Source organism: Campylobacter sp. CFSAN093233 (assembly GCF_011068165.1).
Taxonomy (GTDB): Bacteria; Campylobacterota; Campylobacteria; order Campylobacterales; family Campylobacteraceae; genus Campylobacter_D; species Campylobacter_D jejuni.
This window is the reverse complement of the sequence record NZ_JAAMWY010000008.1, coordinates 117,266-142,663: the sequence shown is the minus strand read 5'-3', so window position 1 is coordinate 142,663 and position 25,398 is coordinate 117,266. Positions and strand designations below refer to the sequence as shown.

26 protein-coding genes and 3 pseudogenes are annotated in these 25,398 nt (G+C 29.8%); 19 read left to right on the top strand and 10 right to left on the bottom strand.

Annotated features, from left to right (window positions below; all coding sequences use genetic code 11):
- Positions 1-28 precede the first annotated feature (28 nt).
- From FBF15_RS08005 to FBF15_RS07985, 5 genes and pseudogenes are all read right to left on the bottom strand, one after another.
- Positions 29-169: pseudogene (locus FBF15_RS08005) on the bottom strand (hypothetical protein).
- A 264-nt stretch (positions 170-433) separates the two neighbouring features.
- Positions 434-758 (bottom strand): annotated as a pseudogene (locus FBF15_RS08000) (hypothetical protein).
- 1 nt (position 759) lies between these two features.
- On the bottom strand, positions 760-1,521 hold the full coding sequence (locus FBF15_RS07995) for a hemagglutinin (protein ID WP_230116296.1): 762 nt from the start codon (positions 1,519-1,521) through the stop codon (positions 760-762).
- On the bottom strand, positions 1,469-1,645 hold the full coding sequence (locus FBF15_RS09745) for a hemagglutinin (protein ID WP_011049821.1): 177 nt from the start codon (positions 1,643-1,645) through the stop codon (positions 1,469-1,471). Before FBF15_RS09745 ends, FBF15_RS07995 begins: the two co-directional genes overlap by 53 nt.
- Before the next feature lie 467 nt (positions 1,646-2,112).
- Positions 2,113-4,419: pseudogene (locus FBF15_RS07985) on the bottom strand (hypothetical protein).
- Between the two features lie 142 nt (positions 4,420-4,561).
- On the opposite strand from FBF15_RS07985, the gene FBF15_RS07980 reads away from it, so the two are divergent.
- A complete protein-coding gene (locus FBF15_RS07980) occupies positions 4,562-4,936 on the top strand; it encodes a thioesterase family protein (protein WP_002871746.1) in 375 nt (124 codons plus the stop codon).
- On the opposite strand, the gene FBF15_RS07975 is transcribed toward FBF15_RS07980, so the two are convergent.
- Genes FBF15_RS07975 through FBF15_RS07965 form a run of 3 tightly spaced genes read right to left on the bottom strand, consistent with a single transcriptional unit; the run spans position 4,928 to position 7,199 of the window.
- Positions 4,928-6,118 carry a hypothetical protein gene (locus FBF15_RS07975; RefSeq protein WP_052795127.1) on the bottom strand — a complete coding sequence of 397 codons (1,191 nt, stop codon included), beginning with the start codon at positions 6,116-6,118 and terminating at the stop codon, positions 4,928-4,930. The genes FBF15_RS07980 and FBF15_RS07975 overlap by 9 nt on opposite strands.
- Positions 6,115-6,723: a uracil-DNA glycosylase family protein gene (locus FBF15_RS07970; protein WP_002853338.1), complete on the bottom strand. Its 609-nt coding sequence runs from the start codon at positions 6,721-6,723 to the stop codon at positions 6,115-6,117. The genes FBF15_RS07975 and FBF15_RS07970 overlap by 4 nt, the downstream gene beginning before the upstream one ends.
- The gene (locus tag FBF15_RS07965; RefSeq protein ID WP_002867426.1) at positions 6,720-7,199 is read right to left on the bottom strand and encodes a GNAT family N-acetyltransferase; all 480 of its coding nucleotides are present in this window, start codon (positions 7,197-7,199) and stop codon (positions 6,720-6,722) included. Before FBF15_RS07965 ends, FBF15_RS07970 begins: the two co-directional genes overlap by 4 nt.
- Positions 7,200-7,329: 130 nt before the next feature.
- Here FBF15_RS07965 and rpmH point away from each other — a divergent pair, with 130 nt between their 5' ends.
- The 16 genes from rpmH to FBF15_RS07885 all read left to right on the top strand — a co-directional run bounded on the left by rpmH (position 7,330) and on the right by FBF15_RS07885 (position 21,314).
- Positions 7,330-7,464 carry a 50S ribosomal protein L34 gene (gene rpmH, locus FBF15_RS07960; protein ID WP_002776864.1) on the top strand — a complete coding sequence of 45 codons (135 nt, stop codon included), beginning with the start codon at positions 7,330-7,332 and terminating at the stop codon, positions 7,462-7,464.
- Positions 7,461-7,787, top strand: a complete 327-nt coding sequence (rnpA, locus tag FBF15_RS07955; protein WP_002860715.1) for a ribonuclease P protein component — start codon at positions 7,461-7,463, stop codon at positions 7,785-7,787. Before rpmH ends, rnpA begins: the two co-directional genes overlap by 4 nt.
- Complete coding sequence (gene yidD / locus FBF15_RS07950; protein WP_002853395.1) at positions 7,784-8,125, top strand: membrane protein insertion efficiency factor YidD; 342 nt, start codon at positions 7,784-7,786, stop codon at positions 8,123-8,125. The genes rnpA and yidD overlap by 4 nt, the downstream gene beginning before the upstream one ends.
- Positions 8,122-9,708: a membrane protein insertase YidC gene (yidC, locus tag FBF15_RS07945; RefSeq protein WP_038817017.1), complete on the top strand. Its 1,587-nt coding sequence runs from the start codon at positions 8,122-8,124 to the stop codon at positions 9,706-9,708. Before yidD ends, yidC begins: the two co-directional genes overlap by 4 nt.
- A gap of 3 nt (positions 9,709-9,711) precedes the next feature.
- Complete coding sequence (locus FBF15_RS07940) at positions 9,712-10,530, top strand: Jag N-terminal domain-containing protein (RefSeq protein ID WP_002859220.1); 819 nt, start codon at positions 9,712-9,714, stop codon at positions 10,528-10,530.
- Positions 10,523-11,851: a tRNA uridine-5-carboxymethylaminomethyl(34) synthesis GTPase MnmE gene (mnmE, locus tag FBF15_RS07935; RefSeq protein WP_038817018.1), complete on the top strand. Its 1,329-nt coding sequence runs from the start codon at positions 10,523-10,525 to the stop codon at positions 11,849-11,851. The genes FBF15_RS07940 and mnmE overlap by 8 nt, the downstream gene beginning before the upstream one ends.
- A 10-nt stretch (positions 11,852-11,861) precedes the next feature.
- Positions 11,862-14,048, top strand: a complete 2,187-nt coding sequence (gene purL, locus FBF15_RS07930) for a phosphoribosylformylglycinamidine synthase subunit PurL (RefSeq protein WP_032590965.1) — start codon at positions 11,862-11,864, stop codon at positions 14,046-14,048.
- Complete coding sequence (locus FBF15_RS07925) at positions 14,045-14,815, top strand: DnaJ family molecular chaperone (RefSeq protein ID WP_038817019.1); 771 nt, start codon at positions 14,045-14,047, stop codon at positions 14,813-14,815. Before purL ends, FBF15_RS07925 begins: the two co-directional genes overlap by 4 nt.
- 2 nt (positions 14,816-14,817) lie before the next feature.
- Positions 14,818-16,350, top strand: a complete 1,533-nt coding sequence (gene purH, locus FBF15_RS07920; RefSeq protein WP_038817020.1) for a bifunctional phosphoribosylaminoimidazolecarboxamide formyltransferase/IMP cyclohydrolase — start codon at positions 14,818-14,820, stop codon at positions 16,348-16,350.
- Positions 16,351-16,448: 98 nt separating this feature from the next.
- On the top strand, positions 16,449-16,910 hold the full coding sequence (locus FBF15_RS09970) for a DUF3365 domain-containing protein (RefSeq protein ID WP_165434626.1): 462 nt from the start codon (positions 16,449-16,451) through the stop codon (positions 16,908-16,910).
- Between the two features lie 456 nt (positions 16,911-17,366).
- The gene (locus FBF15_RS09965; RefSeq protein WP_038817021.1) at positions 17,367-17,900 is read left to right on the top strand and encodes a methyl-accepting chemotaxis protein; all 534 of its coding nucleotides are present in this window, start codon (positions 17,367-17,369) and stop codon (positions 17,898-17,900) included.
- A 15-nt stretch (positions 17,901-17,915) separates the two neighbouring features.
- Positions 17,916-18,035: an MCP-domain signal transduction protein gene (locus FBF15_RS09960; protein ID WP_072233164.1), complete on the top strand. Its 120-nt coding sequence runs from the start codon at positions 17,916-17,918 to the stop codon at positions 18,033-18,035.
- A gap of 15 nt (positions 18,036-18,050) precedes the next feature.
- Positions 18,051-18,485 (top strand): META domain-containing protein, encoded by a 435-nt coding sequence (locus tag FBF15_RS07900; RefSeq protein ID WP_038817022.1) that lies wholly within the window; start codon positions 18,051-18,053, stop codon positions 18,483-18,485.
- 98 nt (positions 18,486-18,583) lie between these two features.
- A complete protein-coding gene (locus tag FBF15_RS07895; protein ID WP_038817023.1) occupies positions 18,584-19,561 on the top strand; it encodes an agmatine deiminase family protein in 978 nt (325 codons plus the stop codon).
- The gene (locus FBF15_RS07890; RefSeq protein WP_002853697.1) at positions 19,558-20,445 is read left to right on the top strand and encodes a cation diffusion facilitator family transporter; all 888 of its coding nucleotides are present in this window, start codon (positions 19,558-19,560) and stop codon (positions 20,443-20,445) included. Before FBF15_RS07895 ends, FBF15_RS07890 begins: the two co-directional genes overlap by 4 nt.
- Positions 20,442-21,314: an N-carbamoylputrescine amidohydrolase gene (locus FBF15_RS07885; RefSeq protein WP_002928034.1), complete on the top strand. Its 873-nt coding sequence runs from the start codon at positions 20,442-20,444 to the stop codon at positions 21,312-21,314. The genes FBF15_RS07890 and FBF15_RS07885 overlap by 4 nt, the downstream gene beginning before the upstream one ends.
- Positions 21,315-21,325: 11 nt before the next feature.
- Here the strand turns inward: FBF15_RS07885 and FBF15_RS07880 are convergent, their stop codons facing one another.
- A complete protein-coding gene (locus FBF15_RS07880; RefSeq protein ID WP_052773681.1) occupies positions 21,326-22,672 on the bottom strand; it encodes an SH3 domain-containing C40 family peptidase in 1,347 nt (448 codons plus the stop codon).
- Between the two features lie 48 nt (positions 22,673-22,720).
- Between FBF15_RS07880 and pif1 the strand changes: the two genes are divergently transcribed.
- Both pif1 and FBF15_RS07870 read left to right on the top strand, forming a co-directional pair.
- The gene (gene pif1, locus FBF15_RS07875; protein ID WP_002867436.1) at positions 22,721-24,064 is read left to right on the top strand and encodes an ATP-dependent DNA helicase Pif1; all 1,344 of its coding nucleotides are present in this window, start codon (positions 22,721-22,723) and stop codon (positions 24,062-24,064) included.
- A 9-nt stretch (positions 24,065-24,073) separates the two neighbouring features.
- Positions 24,074-24,808, top strand: a complete 735-nt coding sequence (locus tag FBF15_RS07870; RefSeq protein ID WP_002888359.1) for a hypothetical protein — start codon at positions 24,074-24,076, stop codon at positions 24,806-24,808.
- On the opposite strand, the gene lolA is transcribed toward FBF15_RS07870, so the two are convergent.
- The gene (gene lolA / locus FBF15_RS07865) at positions 24,805-25,314 is read right to left on the bottom strand and encodes a LolA-like outer membrane lipoprotein chaperone (protein WP_002894186.1); all 510 of its coding nucleotides are present in this window, start codon (positions 25,312-25,314) and stop codon (positions 24,805-24,807) included. The two genes, FBF15_RS07870 and lolA, sit on opposite strands and share 4 nt — an antisense overlap.
- Between the last annotated feature and the right edge of the window lie 84 nt (positions 25,315-25,398).

Here is a 25,398-nt window from a genome sequence, read left to right as displayed (position 1 = left end):
ACTAGCATAAAGGCTTAAGATAGCTAAACTAGATAGTAAGATAATGCGTTTCATTTAAATTTTCCTTAGTGTTTGTTTGATTTTTAATCTTTAAACTTTGTTTGTTTTATTAATTTTTAACAAGATCCAAAAGGCTTTTAACCTTTTGGATTTTAATCATCTTGAGCAAGGGTTTCCTGCTTTAAAATTATCCGATACTATACAACATTACCACTTTCTTGAGTGCTGGCTTCATCTATACTTGCTTGTTTATCATCTTCATTGATATTTGGATCTTCATCTGTAGTTTGCATAAGCAAAGCTGTAGTAATGTCAGGTTCTTGTTGTCCTATGGTATCATTTGGGTTATTATTAGAACCGTTGTTGTTACCATTGTTAATATCACCTGAATCGGTTCCATCGTTTCCGTTGTTGGAGTTGTTGGATCCTGAATTTATAATGGATACTGGCTTATAGTTTGCACTATATTTTCCATTGACTGTAAGATGACTAGTTCCATTTATGCTCGCACTTGCTAAAGTTTTATTAGAATTTTCTAAACTAGAATTAGTACTCGCTGTAGCGATTTGAAGAGCTATTGTAGCTTGTTATAAATCACTAGAAACTTTATCTACAGCTTGTTTTAAACCTGCAATAACTTTATCGCCATTATTACCTGTTATACCACTTAGAGCTGTATTGTAAGCTTTAACTGCTTCATTATAAGCATTTACAGCAGTATCGTAAGTTTTTTGAGCGTTTTCTTGCCCTTCGGTCATTTTAGGAATTTTGAGAAAGAATTTCCTTTGTTTTAATAATGACTTGATTAGCTTTTCCTAGATCACCATAAGAATTTCCCAATACTTCCTTTAAAGCGTTTGCAAATGTTGCATTATTACTATCTTGAGTTTGTCCATATAAAGCAGTAATAAAATCCATACTTTGATTAATGCTTGTTAATTCATCAGCTGTTAATATTTTTCCATTTTTATAAAATTTACTTAAGTCGCTAATATCAACACTAGAATTAAATTTCAAGTCATTAAATATAGAATTTAAAACTTCATTTGAGATGTTATCTTTAGTAATAAGATCGCTAGTTTCTTTATAGTTTTCACGATTTTTTATCGCTCCTGTTCCAACTAAAGATTTTGTAGCACCTGTCATAGATGGTCCATTTACTGCTAAAGATGTAAAAAAATCATTAGGGCTGTAAACATACAAATAAGCCGGTTTTTCTATTGTGCTTGTAAAAAAATATCTACCATGATTATTATTAGAATCATATTCCGTAACATATTTTCCCACCATAGCAATCCCTTCTCGTACTGTCATAGTTTCTAAATTTATAACATTTCCTGCATTGGATTTAATTACAGGTGATATTGTTTTAGGATCTCCTTCAAATGCTGAAGGTTTTCCATCTTTTACAAACTCCTTCATCCCCTTATCCTCTATTGATGAAGCAGACAGAATAATTTTTTTTGCATTAATACTTCCACCATTGAGTGTTCCATCTATAATGAGAGCTTTTAGAACCATAGGCAATATTTAAATAATTTTGGTTAGTTTTTCCTTGTCCAAAATTTACAGTTTCACCACTTGCTATATTAAAACCACCACCCCATTGGATAACAGAGTTTGTTTTACTTCCTGAGATATTCATAGTGCCACCACTAACACTTATACTTCCACTTGTTCCATGAGTGAACTTACCCCCACTTGGTAAAGCATAGCTTTGTGTAAAAAGAAAGAACCTACAACTAAAGATAAAGAAAGTTTATTTAACTTTTTCATGACTTGCTCCTTTTTGTAAGATTAAGATTTAAGAATCTTTTGTTTATATTTATAAAAATACAAATAAATCATTCCTATCTTTAAGATAGGAATGATTTATTTTATCCTTGCGTAAATGCTTTTGCCATCTTGAGATATTCTTGCTTCATAAGAAAGCTTTTATAAATTCATATTTTTTAATCTATCTATAGAACTTAGTTTAAAATCTTCTTTGTTTTTTTGCATTTTTTCAATAAAGCTTTGAAGTTCTTCTTGATTTAAAGTATTAGAGTTTTCATCTATAAAACCTTGCTCACTTTGTAAGATTAAGATTTCTTTATTTTTAAGGTAGGGGTATTACTCTTTGAGGGTATAAAGAGCCAATACTCCCTCGCTAGAAATATTAATAGGAGCATCGTATGACTTCAAAAAGGGGAGTTGTGTTGATTTTATTGGATACAATAAGATAATAATGCTCAAAGTTATTAATAATTCTAGCTTCAACTTTAGTATTTAAAATCAGTCTATTGTTTTTACTTAAACTGATATCTGAAGGAGCTATAGCATTAGAAGTACTATAATTATCTTCATAATGTACTAAGGCTCCTGCTAATATATCTATGAAAGTGTTTTTAAATATATTTAAATTCCCGCCTATATAAGGTATTATTATAAGATTTAGCTTCACTTAAACCTGTAATGGCCGAAGGAGCTATAAAAACAGAATTGTTATTTTTATACTCATCAAGATTGAGATTGTTTATGATTAAGGTATTATCATGGCCATTGTTTGAAAGTCCAGCTATAATACTTAAAATTCCTTCTCTTTTATCTGAAGCTACACCAAATAAAGTATCATTGATAATGATTTTATTATAAGCAGCTTCATTATAAGCCATAATCAAATAAGCATTATCAGCTGCATTAGAAGAATAGTTTTTTATATCTATGGTATTATGATTGGCTTTATCTAAAGCTCTTATGATGATTTTAGAACCTTTATCTATATTACTTGCATCAGTAATGCTTTGAACATTGTTATAATTTATAGTATTATAAGAAGCTTCTTTGGCTTCTGTTAATACAGTTAGATTTCTAAAAGAAGCAAAATCTTTAATCGATACTTTATTGTTATTAGCACTACTAGGATAAAAGTCTTGATTATTAAGAAGGTTTTTCTTAGTTGTATAAATGTATACAGGTAAGGTTGACATAGAATTATTAATATAAACTTTATTATAATCCGCATTGCCTTCCAAGGTTCTACCAGCTACAATATTTAAAGCATCTTTATAGCTTTGAGAAAGATCGGTTGTGGTAAGATCGTTTTTAATGTTAATGGTATTATGATTAACTCCTTTAGTTGCAAAGTCACCATAAAAAGAATGTTGGTTATAACCTAAGAAGTTATTAGCGATTTCTAAAGGATGTTTTAATTCTATGTTTAAGGTATTATAATTTACTTCTCCATTATTATAAGCTCCTGCGTAGAAGTTAAACAAAGCTTGAGCAAAAATGTTCTCATTGTTTTTATTTTTTTAGGTTTTTAATATCTTTTAATATTGATAGTATTATCTAAGGCTTGTCCTTGTTCGGTTTTTCCACCCAAAAAATCAGCAAATAAAACAGAATTATAAGCTAAGGGTTGTTTATCATGGTTCATATACATATCAAGATTAAAACCATCTATGTCTAAAAGGTTTTTACTGGCTTGAAAGTTTTTATCTGTTCCACTATCTATATAACCTGCACTAATATGAGCAGCAGCTAAACTAGCATAAGCTTTGCTTGGACCATGGATAATCATATTAGCATCTTTGAAAAGATTTTATTGTTTTTTACATTGCCTTGATAAGCTAAACCACCTACAAGGTGAGTGATTCTTTCATCAAAGGTATTATTACCATTTTTATCTTTTTTAGGCAAGGAAGTAAAAAACTCTACACTGCTACCTGCTTTTATATTTAAACTATTATTTGTAGAATCTCCATAAGTGGCTATAGCTCCGATTAAATAAGGAGAACCATTTAAGGCTAAATCATAAGTGTTCTCAACTCCCATACTAATATGAGCATCTTTTTGAAGTATGGTTTGGTTATAGCTTGCATTACCATAATGAGTAAAGGTAGAACTCATTAAGAAATTCATGCGTTGATTGCTTTTAGAATTACTAGGGTTTTTATATGAGTATCTTTAGGTTTAAGATAAAAAACTGAACTAAGTTCTCCTTGTTCTAATATAAGTTTATTATAACTTGCATCAGCATGATCGGTTTTTGCTGTGATTAAAAAAGGAAGCACTCTAACTGTTTTTATACTATGATCGGCTGTATTAACACCATGCTTTGCTTTAAAAGAAAGAAATTCATCTTCTCTCATATCAGGAGTAAGTAAATAATGTTTAAAATTTAAATCGTTTATATTTGTAATATTTTGTTTAGAATTGTTAAATATTGTTAATATATTGTTTAGAATTCTTAGCATAATAATTTATACCTTGGAGTTTTTTATAAGTAGAATTGCTTTTATCATAAAGTTCGTTATCATTAAAATAATGCTCTGGAATATTGAAATTTCGATTGTCTGTAGTATTTGCTTGAGTGGCTGCAAAAGCGTTGATGTTTAAGAAGGTAACAATAGAAAGTTTAAAACAAAATTTCTCTATACCCCCGCCCCGTGAAGTTAAAAAGCTTTATTAAATTAAGATTGGACGGAATTTTTTAATATAAACTAAAAAGCGATATCAAAGAATTTCCGTTGTATAATCTAATGTTTTTTAAATGTAAAATATTTTTTAAGGTAAAGCGATGAAAATGCGTGTGTATTACGAAGATACTGATGCGGGTGGAGTGGTGTATCATAGTAATTATTTAAAATTTTGCGAGAGAGCAAGAAGTGAAATTTTTTTCAATAAAAAAGTAGATATTTTTGATGCGTCTAAGGGATATTTTTTGCTTGCAAAAGCAAATTGCAATTTCTTAAAACCTGCAAAACTTGGAGATATGATAGAGATTAAAACAAAAATTTTAGAAGTCAAAAATGCTTCTGTGGAAATTTTACAAGAAATTTATAAAGATGAAATTTTGCTTTTTAAAATGGAATTAACTTTAGCTTTTATTAAAAACGAAAAACCAGCTAGAATGGATATGCAGTTAAAAAAGCTCTTTGAAGAATTATTTTAATTCTTCAAAGCTTGCTTGCTTACCTTGCATAAGACGCACTTTGTAATCAACTTGAGAATTTTTGATTTTCTCATCAAATAAACTTTCGCTTTTTTTATTTAGGAATTCGGTATAAAAGTAATCAACTCCTATGCTAGTAGCATAAGCAATCCAGTTATAATCTATACTTTGATTAAAAATTTCATTAAGATAGACTAAGTTATCATCGTGGTTATTGATAGAATTAGCAATGATAAAATTTTCTCTATCTCCTTGTTGTGTTAAACTTAAAAATGTTGGATTATAGTTGATTTGAGTGGATAAAAGCACATAAGGATGAATGTTATAAATTCTTAGTTGAGAACTTGCTAGAGCTGTTTTGATCAATGGAGTGTTAAAAAATATTGAGGCATTATTAACTCCACCTTGTGATCTTAAAAGCCTGCTGAAATCAAGCTTCTCGCCTTCTATGATATATATTCTAGCATTATTATTTTGAGCAAGAATTCTTGAATTTAGATTGCTTGATAAGGCAGAGCCATCGCTAAATATTGCGATATTAGTATTTGATTTGCTTAAAAGTGTGGCAATTTGAGCATCATAGTCAATACTTCCAAAAATAATATTTTGATTTGAAATTTGTATGTTGTTTTTATGGATAGTCGGTATGAAAATTTTCATATTTCCTGAGTAATTTTTCAACTCATTAGCACCTTTTAGGGTAAATCCAGCTATGGCATACTGATATCCTTGAGCTTGTACTGCATCAAGCGCGGCTCGAATTTTATCACTATCTTCTGTGCCGGTTAAAAAAACTTTTACTTTGATTTCAGCTCTTTGTCTTAAAAGATAGGCTATGCTTGAATTTATTATAGTATTTGAGTAGCTTTTTATGGTTTTTTCTGGGATAATTATCGCAAGTTTAACAGAAGTAATTTTTTGAACATTTTTTTCAAAATCAGTAATGGAATTTAATAATTTTGCATAAACATTAGATAAAAATTGATCGTTTTGGTCTGCAAATTCACTTAAAAAACTGAGATACAATCTTGACTCTAAAAGATCAAAAAGACAATTTGTGTTGCATTCTTGAACGCTTAATTTAGGATAAAAATTTTCAACGGGTTTTACATCGACTAATTTTTGCTCTTTTGCATTAAGCAAAAAGCAAGATAAGAAAAATATTAAAAATATTTTTTTCATAAAAATCCTTTAATTTTTTTTAAATCTTGTATAAAATTTTTTTCATAACTTGGATTTTTTTCTATAAAATCTAAATCATAACTTGGCATTATGAAAAAATTTTTATAAGCAAAAACTTCACCTTTTAAAATGTGATAATCTTTAAATCCCAAGCTTTTAAATGTATATTCTCCTAGACAAAGTAAAAAAGCAGGTTGAATCAGTTTTAGTTCGTTCCAGAAAAATGGTAAGCAAGATTGTAGCGAAAAATCATCAAATTTTCCATTACAAAAACATTTAAATAAATAAGAAAAATAAAAATCTTCATCGCAAAGCCCTAAAATTTGATAAATATAGTGTTTTAATTTTTCACCTTTTTTTGAATTAAGTAAAATTCCGCTTTCATTTTCACTCTTTTGCCCAAAAACATCAAGAATTAGCAATTTGGCATTTTTTATCTTAGGCTCCATAAGACTAAATTTTCTTGTTTTGGAAAATTGGCATAAGGTGCAAGATGAAACAAGTTGTTTTAATTCTTGAAAATTTTGTACTTGTTCAAAGTGGTTTGTATGTGTATCAACAAAGTTAAATCCCATAGCTTTTAAATAATAAAGACTTCTTATCATAAATCACACAATTTTTCTAAATTTTCTCCACTTAGACGATAATTTCTCCATTGTTTAAGATGTTTAGCGTTTAAACTTTCATAAAAATTAATACCTAAAATATTATCATTTAAGCAAACCCAGTCGAGTCTTTTTAAATTTTCTTTTTTGCAAATTTCTCCTAAAAATTTAAAAACAGCTTTTCCATAACCTTTTTTACGAAAATTTTCTCGTATATAAATATCTTCAAGATAAATTCCACCGCTGCCCCAAAAAGACGAAAAAGTATAAAAATAAATCATATAGCCTATAGTTTTTTCATTTTCTTTTAACAAAAAAGCACGAGCAAATTTATTTTTTAGTAAAGAATGTTCCAGTTTTTCTTTCGTGCATTGAAGAAAATCTAACATATCTTCGTATTTTGCAAATTCTATGATCATTTCTTGTAAAATATCTAAATCTTCTTGTCTTAAATCAATAATTTTAAATTCTGACATTTTTAACCTTTTAAAAATAATTTCAAAATTTATCAAAAGAATTTAAAAATTACTCTTAATCAAAAGCAATTTATAAGTAAGATTAAGATAAAATACAAGTTTATTTTATAATTTTTTAAGGAAAAATCAAATGAAAAGAACTTATCAGCCACATGGCACTCCAAGAAAACGTACTCATGGTTTTCGTGTTCGTATGAAAACTAAAAATGGTCGCAAGGTGATCAATGCAAGACGCGCTAAAGGTAGAAAAAGACTTGCTGTGTGAAAAATTTTGATAAATTTAGCACAAACGAGGAATTTTCATCTGTATACAAAATAGGTAAAAAATGGCATTGCGAAGGTGTGATTATTTTTTATCTGAATAGTTATGAAAAAAAAATAGCAGTTGTTGCTAGTAAAAAAGTTGGAAAAGCAGTGGTTAGAAATCGTTCAAAACGAATTTTAAGGGCTTTGTTTGCTAAGTTTGAAAGATATCTTCAAGATGGCAAATATATTTTTGTAGCTAAAAATGAAATCACTGAACTTTCTTTTTCTAGGTTAGAAAAAAATCTAAAATGGGGATTGAAAAAACTAGAATGTTTCAAATGATATGCCTAAAAATACTCCGTTTTTATCAGAAATTCTTAAGCCCTTTAAAACCCGCTGCTTGTAGGTATTATCCTAGTTGTTCTGAGTATGCGCTTTGGCAGTTTCAAAAAAAGAATTTTTTTCTAGCTTTTTTTTCTACTTTTTTTAGAATTTTAAGATGCAACCCTTTTTTTAAAGGGGGTTTTGATTATCCTAGAGTTTCTAAAAATTTTTATCCTATAAATTTATGTTTTAAGCCTATATTTTTAGCAGAAAAACAACTTTGTTTTTTATATATACCTTATAAAAATAAAAGTTTTTATCTTATAAAAATCATCTTTAAAAGGACAAATCAGTGAATAATTCAAATAATATTTTTCAGCAAAAGCGTATACTTTTAGCTGTTGTGATTTCTTTTTTATTTTTTGTTATTTATGATTATTTTTTCATTCCAAAGCAACCTTTAAAAATAGAACAAAACATTACACAAAAAAATCAACAAAACACAAGCATAAATAACACTCCTAATATACAAAATACCACCACAAATACTCCAAGTGCGGCTTTAGTTTCGCAAGATAGTGTGATATCTAAGGTTCAAAGCAAGCATTTTGAAGCACAAATTGACTCTTTTGGTAGAATTTCTGCTTTTTATTTAAAAGATAGAAAATACCAAAATGAGAAAGGGGAATTTATAAATCTTATTAGCAAGGAAAATAGTCCTTATCCTTTAGAAATGCGTTTTAGTGATCCAAGTATTAACTCAGAGGCTTTTAAAATTCCTTATGTCGCTAACGCTAGCAATCTTTTTGTTGATGAAAATGGAAGTCAAGTTTTAAAACTCACTCAAAATCTTTCCGGATTGAAAATCGAAAAAGATATTACTTTTTATCCAAAAGGGAATTATGAGATAGAAGTTAAACTCAGCAAGAATGCAAATTATTTTATAAGTCCAGGATATCGTCCAAATATTGCCGTAGATAGTTATACGGTTCATGGTGCTTTAGTAATGGATAATAAAGAAACCATCGAAACTTATAAAGATGGAGATGTAGAAAAGGATGAAAGTGCTAATAATGTCGTAATGACTTCGGCTTTTGATAGATACTATGCAACTTTCTTTTATAATTTTGATAAACCTTTAAATGTGGCAATCAGCAAGGATGTTAATCAAAACCCTATAGTTTTTGCTTATAGTGATAATGAATTTAAAGCAGGGGGCTATATAGGCTCTAAAGAACATGTGATTTTAAGAAGTATAGATCCACGCCTTGAAGCAGTTGTTGAATATGGTTGGTTTACTTTTATTGCTAAGCCTATGTTTGAGTTTTTGAATTTCTTGCATCAGTATATAGGAAATTGGGGTTGGGCTATCGTTGTGATGACTTTAATTGTGCGTATTATTTTATTCCCGCTAACTTATAAGTCTATGATTTCTATGAATAAACTTAAAGATCTTGCTCCTAAAATGAAAGATATTAGAGAGCGTTATAAAGGCGATCCACAAAAAATGAATATGCACATGATGGAGCTTTATAAAAAACATGGTGCAAATCCTATGAGTGGTTGTTTGCCTATACTTTTACAAATTCCTATTTTCTTTGCTATTTATCGCGTTTTGCTTAATGCTATTGAGCTAAAAGCAGCTCCTTGGGCGTTTTGGATACATGATTTATCGGTAATGGATCCTTATTTCATTTTGCCTATTTTAATGGGTGCAACGATGTTTTTACAACAACTTATTACACCTATGACTATACAAGATCCTATGCAAGCTAAGATTATGAAATTTTTACCAGTGATTTTTACTTTTTTCTTTATCACTTTCCCAGCAGGACTTACGCTTTATTGGTTTGTAAATAACCTTTGTTCTTTGGTTCAACAATGGGTTATCAATAAAATATTTGCTAAAGAACATCACAAAAAAACAAGCGGAGCATGAAAAATGAAAATCGAAGCCATTGATCTTCAAAGTGCCTTAACAGAAGCTTCAAGAAGTTTAGAATGTTCTGTGATGGACTTAGAATATGAGATTATTCAGCATCCAAGAAAAGGTTTTTTTGGATTTGGAAGAAAAAAGGCAATTATAGAGGCTAAAGCAAAAAAAAGGATTTTGAAAAAAAATCCTAAAAAAGAATTTACAAGTTCAAAAAATCACAAACCAGAAACACATGAGCCAAAACAAGAAAACAAGATTGAAACAAAAAATGAAAAAAATAAAAGCCAAAAAGAAAAATATACAGTAAAAAGTGATGAAATTTTTGATAGTTTTCATCGAGAAAGCAAAGGAGTGCGTAATACTCAGGATATTTTAGATGAGATTCGCATTCAGCTTGTAAAACTTTTAGAAAGCTCCCAGTTTAAAATAGAGCTTAGTGAACTTAGAATGTATGATGAAGATTGCGTTTTGATTCGATTGGATGGGGAAGATGCTGCTTTGATGATAGGTAAAGAAGCACATCGTTACAAGGCTATTTCTTATCTTTTACATAATTGGATCAATTTAAAATATAATCTTTTAGTGCGCCTTGAGATCGCTCAATTTTTAGAAAATCAAATTCAAGGTATGCAGCTTTATTTACAAAACGTGATTGAAAAAATTAAAATTCATGGACGCGGACAAACCAAACCTTTAGATGGGGTTTTGATAAAAATCGCTTTAGAGCAGTTAAGAGCTGAATTTCCAGATAAGTATGTAGGAATTAAGCAAAATAATGATCAAAGATTTGTTGTAATAAACGACTTTTTCAAAAAAGATGAGTGATACTATAGCGGCTATTGCCACAGCTCATGGTGTGGGTTCGATTTCTATTGTAAGATTAAGCGGTGAAAGGGCTTTAGAATTTGCCTTAAAGCTTAGCCACAAAACCAAACTTACCCCACGCCATGCTACTTTTACAAAACTTTTTAATCAAAATAATGAAATTATCGATGAAGCTATAATGATATATTTTAAAGCCCCTTATAGTTTTACAGGGGAAGATATAGTAGAGTTTCAAACTCATGGAGGATTTAGTGTGAGTGAAGTTTTACTCGAAGAACTTGTGAGTTTAGGAGCAAGACTTGCTTTAGCAGGGGAATTTAGCAAAAGAGCGTGTTTAAATGGCAAAATGACTCCTTTAAAAGCTTTAAATATACAAGATCTCATACTTTCAAAATCTGCACTTGCAGCTAAAATTATAGCACGCAACATGCAAGGAAACTTAGGAAAACTTTTAGAAAAAATTCGCACAGATTTGGTTAAAACCTTGGCTTTTGTAGAAACTAGCATTGATTATGCTGATGATGATTTACCTTCTGATTTATTAGAACAAATTTCTACTATGTGTGAAGAAAATTCTAAAATTTTAAAAGAAATTTATACACTTTCTCAAAGCAAAAAAGGACTTATAGAAGGTTTTAAAATCGCTATTGTAGGTAAGCCAAATGTAGGCAAATCTTCGCTTTTAAATGCCTTGCTTTCTTATGAAAGAGCTATTGTTTCAGATATAGCAGGCACCACTCGTGATACTATAGAAGAGAGCTTTAAATTAGGAACGCATTTATTACGCATTATAGATACAGCAGGTATTAGGGAAAGTAAAGATGCTATAGAACAAATCGGCGTAGCTTTAAGTAAAAAAAGTTTAGAAGATGCAGATATTATTTTGGCAGTCTTTGATGCTTCAAGAGTGCAAGATAAAGAAGATGAGAAAATTTTTGACTTATTAGCAAATACTGATAAAAAAATCTTTTGGATTTTAAATAAAAGTGATTTAGAAAATGTTTTCAAAAATACTCAAAATAAAAATTTTATCAAGCTTAGTGCTCAAAAAGACATCACTTTATTAAAAGAAGAATTGCAAAATTATTTTAATTCTTTTGATAGCGAAGGTATTATGGTAAGTTCTTTAGATCTTATTAATGCTTGTAAAATTTCAAGTGAAGCGATTTTTAGAGCTAAAGGGCTTTTAGAGGAAAGTTCTTTAGAACTTTTTGCTTTTGAGCTTAATTTAGCGATTAATGAACTTGCAAGATTTACCAAAGATTTTCAAAGAGATGAAATTTTAGACGAAATGTTTGGTAATTTTTGTTTAGGAAAATGAAAGGATAAAAATGGACAAAGAAACCATAAAAGCACATAAAATCAGTGATGAAGAATATGCACAAATTTTAGAAATTTTAGGACGCGAGCCAAATTTATTAGAACTTGGGGTTATTTCTGCGATGTGGAGCGAGCATTGCTCTTATAAATCCAGTAAAAAATATCTTAATGGTTTTCCAACTAAAGCACCTTGGGTGATTCAAGGCCCAGGAGAAAACGCAGGGGTTATTGATATTGGGCAAGGTATGGCAGCAGTTTTTAAGGTAGAAAGTCACAATCATCCTAGCTTTATCGAGCCTTTTGCAGGTGCGGCTACGGGAGTAGGGGGAATTTTGCGTGATGTTTTTACTATGGGTGCAAGAGTGGTTGCAGGGCTAAATTCTTTAAAATTTGGCAATATTCATGATGAAAAATGCGGCAAACATCAAAAATACCTTGTTAAAGGTGTGGTAAATGGAATTTCTCATTATGGAAATTGTATGGGTGTGCCAACTATAGGTGGAGAATGTGCTTTTGATGAGTGTTTTAATGGAAATATCTTAGTTAATGCCTTTGCTTTAGGGGTTTGTAAAAGTGAAGATATCTTTTATGCTAAGGCTGAAGGTGTAGGAAATCCTGTGATTTATGTGGGTTCAAAAACAGGGCGTGATGGACTTGGTGGAGCGGTTATGGCAAGTGATAGCTTCAATGAAGAAAGCAAATCTTTGCGTCCTACAGTGCAAATTGGCGATCCTTTCAGTGAAAAACTTCTTATGGAAGCTTGTTTAGAGCTTTTTAAAACTGATTATATTGTGGGTATTCAAGATATGGGTGCTGCAGGGCTTACTTCAAGTTCTTTTGAAATGGCAGGAAGAAGTGGCAGTGGCATGAAACTTTACTTAGATAAAACTCCTATACGTGAAAGCGGTATGACTCCTTATGAGTTAATGCTTAGCGAGTCTCAAGAAAGAATGCTTATTTGTGCGAAAAAAGGCTATGAAGATAAGGTTATAGAAATTTTCAAAAAATGGGATTTAGATGCTGTGGTTATAGGTGAAGTTACCAATACAGGAAAAATGGAGCTTTTTTGGCATGATGAGCTTGTAGGGCTTATTCCTATCGAGCCTCTAAGTGAAAAAGCGCCGATTTTAAGTCGTCCTATAAGTGAGCCAAAATATTTAAGTGAAATTAAAGATTATAAATTTGAGCTAAAATTAAGCATTCAAGAGCTTTTTATACAAATGCTTCAAAATGAAAATATTAACAACAAAGCTTTTATTTATGATCAATTTGATTCAAGTGTGCAAACCAATACTATAAAAGCTGATGGAAGATTAGGTGCTAGTGCCATTCGTATCAAAGAAAATGGTGCAAGTGTGGCTATGGCTATAGAATGTAACTCACGCTTAAATTATGTAAATCCTAAAATAGGAGCAGCTTTAGCAGTAGCTTCAGCAGGAAGAAAAGTTGCTTGCACGGGGGCTAAGCCTTTGGCAATAAGTGATTGTTTAAATTATGGAAATCCGCAAAATCCTGAAGTGATGTGGCAATTTGCACAAGGTTGCGAAGGCATTAAAGAAGCTTGTAAAGAGTTAAATACCCCAGTAGTAAGCGGCAATGTTTCACTTTATAATGAAACTGAAGGCGTAAGTATTTATCCAAGTCCTACTATAGTAAGCGTAGGGGTTTTAGAAGATGCAAATAAAACCTTAAAAGCTAGTTTTGAAAAAGAAAATTTAAGTGTTTATCTTTTGGGTGAAAGTTTAGGGGAATTTGGTGGATCTATGGTAATGAAAATCCAAGATAAAAAAGTATCAGGAAGTCTTAAAGAGCTTGATTATAAAGCTGAAATTGCACTTTGGGATTTGCTTTATAAAGCCAATCAAAATTCTTTACTTGAGTGTGCCAATAGCGTAGGAATAGGGGGTATTGCTATGACTTTGGCAAAAATGTTTGCTATTTCTAGTGTGGGTGTAAATTTAACAAGTGGTTTTGATGATGAAAAAATGATTTTTGATGAGAGTGCAAGTCGTGCTATAGTAGGGCTTAGCAAAGAAAATGAAGAAGCTTTTTTAAATTTAGCCAAAGAATTTGGAGTAAAAGCTTATAAATTAGGTGTGAGTACAAGCCAAAAACATTTTAAACTTGATAACATTGAGTTAAGCAAGGCTGAACTTGACAAGCTTTATTTTGAAAGTTTTAAAGAGCAAATCCAATGACTTTAGTTTTAATTATACTCGTTATTTTGGTGTTTTACTGGTATTATAAAACTTGGGGAAAACAGGATTTTTTAAACTCAGCTACAAGAGGAGCCAAAGGCTTTGCTAAGGGTTTTGCTCGTGGGGTTATGGAAGAAAGAATGGATGAGTTTAAAAGGCGTATGAATTACTATGTTATCGCACTTTTGGCAAAAATTGCAAAAAGTGATGGTAGGGTAAGTGAAAATGAAGCTGAAATGATCAAAGATCTTTTAGATGCAAATGCCAAAGATGAAAAAGAAAGAGCTTTTTTAAAAGCAAGTTTTAATGAACATAAAGAAAATTTAAGTGATGCTTTTTATGTGGCAAAAGATTTTTTAAAAGAAGTGCCTTTGCCTAAAAATGAGCGTTTTAATGTCTTGCGTGTGCTTGTTTTTATGGCTTTAATCGATGCAGATTTTAATGCTAAAAAGCGTGAAATTTTAGAGCAAATCGCTAAAGCCTTTGATATAGCAAAAAGCGAATTAGACGCTTTTATAGCAAGTCTTTCAAATTTAAAAAGTTCTAAAAAAGAATTAAGTCTTGATGAAGCTTTTACTATTTTAGAACTTCCAAATAATGCAGATTTAAATGCGGTAAAAAAACAATACCGCAATTTAGCAAAAAAATATCATCCTGATATTTTAAATGCAAACAATGTTAGTGAAGAAAAGCTTAAAATCGGTGTAGAGAAATTTCAAAAAATCAACGAAGCTTACGAAAAAGTTAAAAAACATTTAGAAAGGTAAAAATGAGAGCATTACTTAGTGTGAGTGATAAAGAAGGCATAGTAGAATTTGGCAAAGAGCTTGAAAATTTAGACTTTGAGATTCTTTCAACAGGCGGGACTTTTAAGCTTTTAAAAGAAAATGGAATAAAAGTTATAGAAGTGAGTGATTTTACAAAGAGTCCTGAGCTTTTTGAAGGGCGTGTGAAGACTTTGCATCCTAAGATTCACGGTGGGATTTTGCATAAAAGAAGCGATGAAAATCATATCAAACAAGCAAAAGAAAATGAAATTTTAGGCATTGATCTAGTTTGTGTAAATTTATATCCTTTTAAAAAAACCACTATCATGAGTGATGATTTTGATGAAATTATAGAAAATATCGACATAGGTGGGCCTGCGATGATAAGAAGTGCAGCAAAGAACTATAAAGATGTGATGGTGCTTTGCGATCCGCTTGATTATGAAAAAGTGATTGAGACTTTAAAAAAAGGTCAAAATGATGAGAATTTTCGTTTAAATTTGATGATAAAAGCTTATGAGCATACGGCAAATTATGATGCTTATATTGCAAATTATATGAATGAACGCTTTAACGGAGGTTTTGGAGCGAGTAAATTTATAGTAGGGCAAAAAGTATTTGATACAAAATATGGAGAAAATCCACATCAAAAAGGGGCTTTATATGAGTTTGATGCCTTTTTTAGTGCAAATTTTAAAGCTCTTAAAGGCGAAGCAAGTTTTAATAATCTAACCGATATTAATGCAGCTTTAAACTTAGCTAGTAGCTTTGATAAAGCTCCAGCTATTGCTATAGTAAAACATGGAAATCCTTGCGGTTTTGCTATAAAAGAAAATTTAGTACAAAGCTATATACATGCTTTAAAATGCGATAGTGTTAGTGCTTATGGAGGAGTGGTTGCAATCAATGGGACTCTTGATGAGGCTTTAGCAAATAAAATCAATGAAATTTATGTAGAAGTAATCATCGCAGCCAATGTAGATGAAAAAGCTTTAGCCGTGTTTGAAGGTAAAAAACGCATTAAAATTTTCACTCAAGAAAGCCCGTTTTTAATCCGCGGTTTTGATAAATATGATTTTAAACATATTGATGGGGGTTTTGTATATCAAAACAGTGATGAAGTGGGCGAAGATGAGCTTAAAAATGCAAAGCTTATGAGTCAAAGAGAGGCAAGCAAGGAAGAATTAAAAGATCTTGAAATCGCTATGAAAATAGCAGCGTTTACCAAATCAAACAATGTTGTTTATGTAAAAAATGGCGCTATGGTGGCTATAGGTATGGGTATGACAAGTAGAATCGATGCAGCAAAGGCAGCAATCGCTAAAGCTAAAGAAATGGGACTTGATTTGCAAGGTTGCGTTTTAGCAAGTGAAGCCTTTTTTCCTTTTAGAGATAGCATAGATGAAGCAAGTAAAGTAGGGGTTAAAGCTATAGTAGAACCAGGCGGAAGTATAAGAGATGATGAAGTGGTAAAGGCGGCTGATGAGTATGGTATGGCGCTTTATTTTACAGGAGTAAGACATTTCTTACATTAAGTTTAATGGAATGTTATGTTTTTTACACATAATTCAATAAAAATTAAATAAATTATGTGTAAAATATTTCCGAAAAATTTTATTTTTAGGAAACTATGATGTTTAAAACTATAGGATTTAAGGTTTCTGCTGCAATTTTTGTGGTGTTGCTTATAAGTTTCATTGTAATGCAAGTGATTTTAAATTTGGATTTTAAAAATACTGCCAATAAAATGAGCAGGGCAAATTTAAATACCGTAAGTACTTCTGTTTTTCAAACAATGAGAATGGCTATGAATTTAGGAGATCCTGGAAAAATTAAAGAAGCCATTGAAGATGTAAAAAGTATAGAGGGTATTAGTGATATTAAAATTTATCCTTCAAAAGATACTATAGATCTTTTTGAGATGAAAGCCCCTCAAATTTCAAATGATAAGCGTATTATAGAACAATTTTCAAATCCTAAAATTCAAGCTTTAGAAGAAAATATAAATGGTGTTGTGTATTTAAGATTGATACGCCCTTTGATTGCAGATGAAAGTTGTGTTACTTGTCATGAAATGCTAATGCAGGAAGTGTGATTGGGGTTATGGATATATCACATTCTTTAGAAGGTGTTTAAAAAGATATAAGCAAAACCGGTCAATCTTATATTATAATATTTACTATTGCTTTGATTTTTACCCTTTGTGGTGGTTCTTTTAATGCTTAAAGTTGTTGTTGGAAAGCCCGTTTTAGAGCTTTTAAATCATGCTAAAGAATTAGCTCAAGGAAGCGGCAATTTTAAAAGCTCGTATTTCAGTTAAAGGTCAAGATGAAATTGCTTTAGCTTGTGGATATATCAATCAATTTATCGAAAAAACTCACAAGGCAGTTAGCAGTGCAAGTCATAATTTAAAAAATGTAGAAAAACAAAGCAATCTTTTAAATTCAAATGCTATTTTTTAAGTGATATCAGTTCACAAAGTCATAAGCAAATAGATCAAAGTTTTAAACTTGGTGCAAATGTTGGTAATGAACTTAGAGAACTTGCTAGTTTGTCAAATAAGGCAAATAGTGCCAATGAAAAATCCTTTTTATTATTAGAGCAAATGCTTAAATCTTTGTTTAATGTTGCTAATAAAGTATCAATAGTATCCCAAAATGAAAATGAATTGGCTAAAAAAGTTGAAAACATGGTCAATCAAGCAGGTAGTATACAAAAAGCAACTCGAATGATGGATAAGATCGCAGATAAAACAAAATTACCATCCCTAAATGCTGGCATAGAAGTAGCTAGAGCTGGTGCATTTGGACTAGGTTTTTCTGTAATTGCTGAGGATGATAGGCAGTTGGCTCAGAACAGTGAAGAATTTTTGGGAAATGTAGCTCAAATTACAAAAGAGCTTTTGCAAAGTATTAATGAGGTTAACGCAGAATTAAAGAAAAATACTCAAAGTATACAAGCTTTAAATGATGACACCGCTTTATTGGTTGATGATGCTAATGAGGTTAAATTATGTAACGAAGATGCTAGGGCTTTGGTAACTCAATGTACTGAAAAAATAAAAATTTCCCAAGAGAATATATAAAATTTACTTTCTCGTATGCAAGAAAATGTTGAAGTAAGTGAAAAGAATGAAGAAATTTCTAAAATTCTACTTCAAGTTGCAGATGAGTTAAAAATAGTGTGTCATAATCTCGAAAGCGAACTTAACCAATTTTAAATTTAAAGGAATAAAATGAAAAAAACGCTTCAAATTGCTTTAGCTGCAACTTTTTTTGCAGGTTGTGCTAGTACTTCTGTTACTTCATCTACTTCTAAAGGTAATAATGAACTTGTACAAGATCAGCTTTTCAAAATAGAAAAAATTATAGTTAATGGTAAAACTTTTGATCCAAAAAACGCAGAGGAAAGTCCAAATATTAGTTTTGAAAATAATAAATTTTATGGTTATTCAGGGTGTAATCGTTTTTTTGGTTCTTACCAAACTAAGGCGGATACTTTGCAAATCGAAGGTGATCGCGTAGCTTCAACTCAAATGCTTTGTCATCCAATGGATGTAATGGATTTTGAAAATTCTTTCCTTTCAAATTTCAAAGGAATTTTTAAAATTTCAAATGAAAATGGAAAACTTGTTTTAAGTAATGATGAAATGAAGATCTTTTTTAAATAATACCCTAAAGCCTCGAAATATCGAGGTAATCTTCTTAAATTTGACAAAAGTCTAAAAAATGATACAATTATAATTTTATTATCAAAAAAGGTAGTTAAATGATAAAATCAATTCCTGAATGGAGTGAGCAAGAATACCTCATGCTTTCTTTACCCCATGAAAAAAGCGATTGGAATCCCTACTTAGAGGAAATTTTGCAAAGTTATAAAGAATTTGTAAAAGTGGTAAGTGAATTTCAAAAAGTTTTACTTATAGCTCCTAAACAGAGTGATTTTGAAAATTTTAAAGATATAAAAAATGTAGAGTATTTTAAATGTGATACCAATGATACTTGGATACGCGATTTTGGAGCTATAGATATAGTAGAAAATGGTCGTTTAAAAGCTCTTGATTTTACTTTTAACGCTTGGGGAAATAAATTTCAAAGTGAGCTTGATAATGCTGTAAATTCTAAGCTTTTTAAAGAAAAATTTAAAGAGGAGCTTAAAAAGGTTGATTTTATTTTAGAAGGAGGAAGTATTGACTTTAATGGAGAGGGTGTGATGCTTACAAGCTCTCATTGTCTTTTAAATGAAAATAGAAATTCTCATCTAAACAAAACCCAAATTGATATAAAATTAAAAGAAATTTTTGGTTTAAAACAAATTATTTGGCTAGAAAATGGTTTCATAAAAGGTGATGATACGGATCATCATATCGATACCTTAGCAAGATTTATAGATAAAAATACCATAGCACATTGTATTTGTGAAGATGAAGAGGATGAGCATTATTTGCCTTTGCAAAAAATGAAAGAAGAGCTTAAAAAAACAGGCTTTGATTTAGTAGAACTTCCTATACCTAAGCCTTTATACTATGAAGGAAGAAGATTGGGCGCAACTTATGCGAATTTTGTTTTTATAAATAATGCTTTAATTGTGCCTTTTTATAAGGATAAAAATGATGAAATCATAGCTAAAAGACTTTCTAAAGCTTTACCTAGTCATAAAATTATAGGAGTAGATGCAAGAGTGTTTTTACGACAAAACGGTTCTTTGCATTGTTCTTGTCAAAATCGTTTCAAAGGTTTAAGATGAGTTTGCAAAAAAAAGCAACTCTTGTAGCAAGTTTATGTGCCATTGTTTTAGCCTTGGTTAAATTTATAGTAGGCTTAACAAGTGGTTCTGTTGCAGTACTTTCAAGTGCGATTGATTCTTTAATGGATTTTGCTATTTCTGCTTTTAATTTTTTGGCTCTTAAAAAAAGCTCACAAAAGGCGAATGAAAATTATAATTTTGGTTTTTCTAAAATTGAAGCTTTAATGGGTTTGTTAGAAGGTGTTTTTATAGTTGGCGTGGGGATTTTTATTTTTTATGAGAGTATTTTAAAGATTTATTATAAAGAAGAAATTAAAGATTTAAATTCAAGCATCTATGTGATGATTTTTGCTTTAATTATGACTTTTTTTCTTGTACTTTTTTTAAATTATGTAGCTAAAAAAACCAAAAGTTTGATTATAGAAAGTGATGCTTTGCATTACAAAACAGATTGCTTAACCAATGCTTGTACTTTAGGGGCTTTGGTTTTGATTTATTTTACAAATTTACATATTATTGATGCTATTTTTGGGATAGTGATCAGTCTTTATACGGCATTTTCTGCTTTTAAAATCATTAAAAAAGCTTTAGCTTTTTTAATGGATGAGGCTTTACCTAAGGAACAAGTGGATAAAATTTGTACTTTGATTTCTAATAATCCTGAAATAATTTCCTATCATGAATTAAAGACGCGTAAAACTCCAAGTTGTAATTATTTAAGCGTGCATTTGGTTTTTTGCCCTATAATTTCGCTTTTAAATGCGCATAAAATTTCAGATGAAATAGAAGAAGGTGTGCGTAAGATGTTTGAAAATGAAAAATGGGATATACAAATTCATTTAGATCCTTATGATGATGCAGAACAAGAAAGGCAAAGACAATGAAAATCGCTTTAATACAACAAAAATTTCATTTAAATAAAGAACAAACTATAAAAAAAACTTGCGAATTTATAGAAGAAGCCTCTAAACAAGGAGCTGAGCTTGTTTGCTTAGGAGAACTTCATCAAAGTGAGTATTTTTGTCAAAGTGAAAATGTGGATTTTTTTGACTATGCTAATGATTATGAAAAAGATGTGAAATTTTGGGCAAATATAGCTAGAAAAAATCAAATAGTGCTTATTGCTTCATTGTTTGAAAAACGAAGTGCCGGACTTTATCATAATACTGCAGTGGTTTTTGAAAAAGATGGTTCTATAGCAGGCAAATATCGCAAAATGCACATACCCGATGATCCTTGTTTTTATGAAAAATTTTATTTTACTCCTGGAGATTTGGGTTTTGAACCTATAAATACAAGTTTAGGTAAGCTTGGAGTGCTTATTTGTTGGGATCAGTGGTATCCTGAAGCAGCAAGAATTATGGCTTTAAAAGGAGCTGAGATTCTTATTTATCCCACGGCAATTGGTTGGTTTAATAAGGATAAAGATGAAGAAAAACAAAGACAGCTCAATGCTTGGCTTGGCGTACAAAAAGGACATGCTATAGCTAATGGTTTATATGTAGTAGCTATCAATAGGGTAGGTTTTGAAAAAGATGTAAGCGGGGTAGAAGAGGGCATTAGATTTTGGGGAAATTCTTTTGTTTTTGGCCCTCAAGGTGAAGAACTTTGTCTTTTAGATTCTCAAAACGAATGTGTAAAAATCATAGAAATAGATAAAAAAAGAAGTGAAAATGTGCGTCGTTGGTGGCCTTTTTTGCGAGATAGACGCATAGAATATTTTGCAGATTTAACTAAAAGATTTATTGATTAAATCAATAAATCTTATTTGTTTTGTATATTTTCAAGATAGCTTTTTATTTGCTCTTTTTCTTGTTCGTTTAAATTTATAAAACTTATTTCTTTAAGTCTTGATAAAAGCAAATTATCTTCTAAAATTTCATTTTTTCCTATTTCTAAAGAAGTGATGACGCTAGAACTTATGAGAAGTCTTTGGGTTGCATCTTTTCTTAAGCCCCATATATTATGTATGGCAATATTATTATCTGTAATTTGTCCTGCATAAAGCATAATATGTCCAGGTAAATAAAGTAAACTAAGATAAGCTTTCCCAAAGCGGTTTAAAAAATCTTTTTTTTGAGAATTGCTAAGAGTGCTTATATCAAAATGATTAAAAGAATTTTTTTGTGCAGCTGAATTTCTTGGTAGATAAAGTCCAAAAGCTGAAAAGATATCACGAGTTAGTAAAGAACAATCTCTTTCAAAATTATAACCGCCCCAGCCATAAGGCAAATTTAAAACTTGTGAAAGTTGATTTTTTAAATTTTTATCATTGAATTGTAAAGGAAATTTAGATACATCTTTTTTAGAAATTTTATATTTTTTAGAACCTATTTTTCCATAAAAATAGTTTTTATCTTCTTTGTAGTAAGGATAGATAGCACCAATTCTACTTTCAAAGAAAAATTTACCATCCTCGCTATAGATAGCAAATTTTTCTTTTAGTGGTGTGATAAAGTTGAGATTTTCATAGATTTTCGCTCTATCGTTTGAGAAAAATTCCAAATTTTTACTTTCAACAAATCCAAATCCAGCTTCACCTAAAACAAAAGCATAACGCTTATCTTTACTAAAATGTGAAATTAAGACAGGGGCTCCAGTATTTAAAATGCCATCGCTTGCATAGTCAAAAGGAATTCCTTCATTTTCAAAAAAAGGATTTTTTAAGATAGCTCTTTGGGTTGGAAGATTTTTAATGATTGTATTTTGGATAATCAAAGCTTTTTGATTAAGTTTGCCAAATTCTTGGATATTTGCGTTATTTATAGCATTTTTAAACCATGAAAGCGGAATAATTTGTTTATTGAAAAAATAATAAGTATTTTTTGAATTTAAATATAAAGGAAAGGACCAAAAAATATTTTGTCCTTTGTAGTTTTTAAATGAATCATGCCAAGGGTTAAAGAAATATTTTTTATATCGTTTTGCATCAAAATTAATATTGTAAGTAAATTGTGGTAAAATGCTTACATTTTGTTCGTATTCAAGTTTTGCATAATGTTGATTTTCATTTTTTTGTTCTAAATTTTCATGATGAAGCGAAGTTAAATTTTTTGTTGAACAAGCTGTTAAAAATAGCACTATAAAAGTAAAATATAAACAAGATTTCATAATCAACCTTTTAGAAAAAATAGTTATAATTAAAGCTAAGGAAATATAATGCTTGATAAACTAGAAAAAATTTTAGCTTATGATAATGTTTTTTTAAGTGGTGGCGCTGGAGTTGGTAAAAGCTTTTTGACAAATGAGCTTATCAAATCTTATAGAAAACAAAAAAAATTAGCCATAGCTCTTGGTTCTAGTGCTCTATCGGCGTTTAATATAGGCGGTGTTACTTTACACAGCTTTTTTTGTTTAGGGTATTGTGATGATATGATGAAATTAAGCGCATTGGATCGCAATCAAAAACAAAAAGAAAAATTAACAAAACTTAAAGAGCTTTTAAAAACGATTGAGCTTATTATTATCGATGAAATTTCCATGGTTAGCGCAAATGTTTTTGAAATGATAGGCTTTAGACTTAAAAATTCTCAATTTAATGGAAAAATTTTAGTTGTTGGAGATTTTTTTCAACTGCCTCCAGTAATTAAAGAAAAAAAAGAAACTTTATTTAACCATTCTTATTATGCTTTTTCTTCATTTTTTTGGCAAGATTTAAATTTTAAGAATATTAAACTTTCTCAACCTAAAAGAACGCAAAATATGGAATTTTATAACCATTTATCTTTGATTAGACAAGGTTTTTTAGATGAAAAAATTTTAAGCTTTTTTGAATCTTTGCGAATTGATTATAAAGAATTAGAAAATTTAGAAGATGATTATACTTTACTTTGTGGTATCAATAAAAAAGTAAACAATATCAATCAAGAAAAATTAAGCAAACTTGAGACCCCGCTTGTATGCTTTAAGGCTCAGGTTAAAAAAGAAGATAAGAGAATAAAAGATGAAGAGCTTGATTCTTGGATTAGAAGCTTAAATATATTGGAAGAATTAAATATTAAAATAGGCGCTCGTATTATTTTTTGCGTAAATAATTGGGATAAGAATTATTATAATGGAGAGCAAGGTATTATAGAAGATATTCTTTATGAAGAGGAGAAAATTTATATTAGCATTATTAAAAATAATGGGATGAAAATTTTACTTGAACCTTATACTTTTTTCATGGAAGAACTTGAGCAATCAGGTAAAGATTTTGTTGTTAATATTCTCGCAAGTGTTACACAATTTCCTATTAAATTAGCTTATGCTATTACTATACACAAATCACAAGGTATGAGTATTGAAAAATTAGTGTGTGATATTGATCATATTTTTGAAAATGGACAGCTTTATGTCGCTCTTTCTCGCGCTACAAACCCAAATACTTTAAAAATTTATTCTACAAAAAAGATAAATTTTGGATTTTATTTTGCTAATATTTTAAAAATAGATTCTAATGTGATTGAATTTTATAAAAAACATAATTTTTTAGATCTCGAAATACAAGAACAAATCATTTAAAGGCATTAAATGAAAAAAATATTTTTAAGTGTTTTTTTGGTTTTGAGTTTAAATGCTCAAAATCTTGAAATAGATAAAATAAGAACAGATTTGTATTCTAAAAGTGGGACAAATGTTCTTAAAAAAGTCGAAATTTCTTTGGAATTTGATGGGAATAATTTAAAAGAAAATGAAAATAAGTTAATTGATGCTGTAAATACAGTAATTTCAGGGTTTTTTTACGAAGATATTTTTACAGAAATTGGAAAAAATAATTTCAAAAAAACTTTAGAAAAATTTTTAGATAAGAAGTATAAGATTGAATTAGATGATATATATATCATATCTTTAAGCGGAGTGGAAAAATTTGATTTAGAGGAGTTTAAACGCTTTTTAGAAAGTACTGAGGCTAAAGAGAAGGGTATGGGTAGCGAGGTAAAAAAAGCACTTGAAAACTTAGAAGTTCCTAAAACTCAAGTTCCTAGTGTTGAAAAGATCCCAACTCCTAGTGTTCCAAATTTAGAAGTCAAGCAAGTTGAACAGCTTTTCAAAGATCCAGATGAAGAAAATAAAAATGACAATGGAGAAATCAATATAGATAATTTAAATACACCTAAAATGACTCCAGATATAGAAGAAAAAATTAAAAGAGATTTAATCGCCAATCCTCCACAAATATTCAAAGAAAATAACGCAAGCAAGCCTTATCATTTGCCACAAACAGGCTATGATATAAAGCTTGATGAAAATTCAACGCAAAATTAGCGAACTATATCATAATTTTGCGGAATTTTTGCCTTGAAAATATCGGAGTTGATTTTTGGATTTTTAATTTGATTGTTTAGATTGATTATAACATCATTTTCAAATTCATCTTTATAGGATATGCTTTGAATTTGCTCTTGATTAAGCTTAATTGTATAGTTTATATTATCATATTTTGCTGCAAGTTTATCCTTATCTATAAGACTTGCTTTTTTGAAAATTTCATTAAGATTTGGAATGTTATCAAGATGAGAGAAAATGACTTGTTCTAGATCGTGCTCTACTATGGTTACTTGATTTTTGTTGATATAAATCTCTTTTTTACTAGGAGTATCATAACTCCAATATGCTTGATCTTTGCTCAGTATAAAATGCCCAGAATAAGAAAGTGTAGAGTTTTTGGATTTCACTATTTGGGTAAAATTGCTTGAAAAGGTATTAAAATTAAGATCAAGGGCAAAAAGTTGTCCTATAAAAATAAAAAATATCAAGAATGTTTTTTTCATTTATTTTCCTTAAAAAAATATATTTTTTATGTCATTCTAGCTAATTTTAATTAAATAATCGTTATAATGATAGTTTGAAAAATT

Bases quoted from the DNA above. Each gene is read 5' to 3' on its own strand.
- FBF15_RS07995 (WP_230116296.1), bottom strand. From the start codon at position 1,521: ATGGTTCTAAAAGCTCTCATTATAGATGGAACACTCAATGGTGGAAGT.
- FBF15_RS09745 (WP_011049821.1), bottom strand. From the start codon at position 1,645: ATGAATATCTCAGGAAGTAAAACAAACTCTGTTATCCAATGGGGTGGT.
- FBF15_RS07980 (WP_002871746.1), top strand. From the start codon at position 4,562: ATGAAAATGCGTGTGTATTACGAAGATACTGATGCGGGTGGAGTGGTG.
- FBF15_RS07975 (WP_052795127.1), bottom strand. From the start codon at position 6,118: ATGAAAAAAATATTTTTAATATTTTTCTTATCTTGCTTTTTGCTTAAT.
- FBF15_RS07970 (WP_002853338.1), bottom strand. From the start codon at position 6,723: ATGATAAGAAGTCTTTATTATTTAAAAGCTATGGGATTTAACTTTGTT.
- FBF15_RS07965 (WP_002867426.1), bottom strand. From the start codon at position 7,199: ATGTCAGAATTTAAAATTATTGATTTAAGACAAGAAGATTTAGATATT.
- rpmH (WP_002776864.1), top strand. From the start codon at position 7,330: ATGAAAAGAACTTATCAGCCACATGGCACTCCAAGAAAACGTACTCAT.
- yidD (WP_002853395.1), top strand. From the start codon at position 7,784: ATGATATGCCTAAAAATACTCCGTTTTTATCAGAAATTCTTAAGCCCT.
- FBF15_RS07940 (WP_002859220.1), top strand. From the start codon at position 9,712: ATGAAAATCGAAGCCATTGATCTTCAAAGTGCCTTAACAGAAGCTTCA.
- mnmE (WP_038817018.1), top strand. From the start codon at position 10,523: ATGAGTGATACTATAGCGGCTATTGCCACAGCTCATGGTGTGGGTTCG.
- purL (WP_032590965.1), top strand. From the start codon at position 11,862: ATGGACAAAGAAACCATAAAAGCACATAAAATCAGTGATGAAGAATAT.
- FBF15_RS07925 (WP_038817019.1), top strand. From the start codon at position 14,045: ATGACTTTAGTTTTAATTATACTCGTTATTTTGGTGTTTTACTGGTAT.
- purH (WP_038817020.1), top strand. From the start codon at position 14,818: ATGAGAGCATTACTTAGTGTGAGTGATAAAGAAGGCATAGTAGAATTT.
- FBF15_RS09970 (WP_165434626.1), top strand. From the start codon at position 16,449: ATGTTTAAAACTATAGGATTTAAGGTTTCTGCTGCAATTTTTGTGGTG.
- FBF15_RS09960 (WP_072233164.1), top strand. From the start codon at position 17,916: ATGCAAGAAAATGTTGAAGTAAGTGAAAAGAATGAAGAAATTTCTAAA.
- FBF15_RS07900 (WP_038817022.1), top strand. From the start codon at position 18,051: ATGAAAAAAACGCTTCAAATTGCTTTAGCTGCAACTTTTTTTGCAGGT.
- FBF15_RS07895 (WP_038817023.1), top strand. From the start codon at position 18,584: ATGATAAAATCAATTCCTGAATGGAGTGAGCAAGAATACCTCATGCTT.
- FBF15_RS07890 (WP_002853697.1), top strand. From the start codon at position 19,558: ATGAGTTTGCAAAAAAAAGCAACTCTTGTAGCAAGTTTATGTGCCATT.
- FBF15_RS07885 (WP_002928034.1), top strand. From the start codon at position 20,442: ATGAAAATCGCTTTAATACAACAAAAATTTCATTTAAATAAAGAACAA.
- FBF15_RS07880 (WP_052773681.1), bottom strand. From the start codon at position 22,672: ATGAAATCTTGTTTATATTTTACTTTTATAGTGCTATTTTTAACAGCT.
- pif1 (WP_002867436.1), top strand. From the start codon at position 22,721: ATGCTTGATAAACTAGAAAAAATTTTAGCTTATGATAATGTTTTTTTA.
- FBF15_RS07870 (WP_002888359.1), top strand. From the start codon at position 24,074: ATGAAAAAAATATTTTTAAGTGTTTTTTTGGTTTTGAGTTTAAATGCT.
- lolA (WP_002894186.1), bottom strand. From the start codon at position 25,314: ATGAAAAAAACATTCTTGATATTTTTTATTTTTATAGGACAACTTTTT.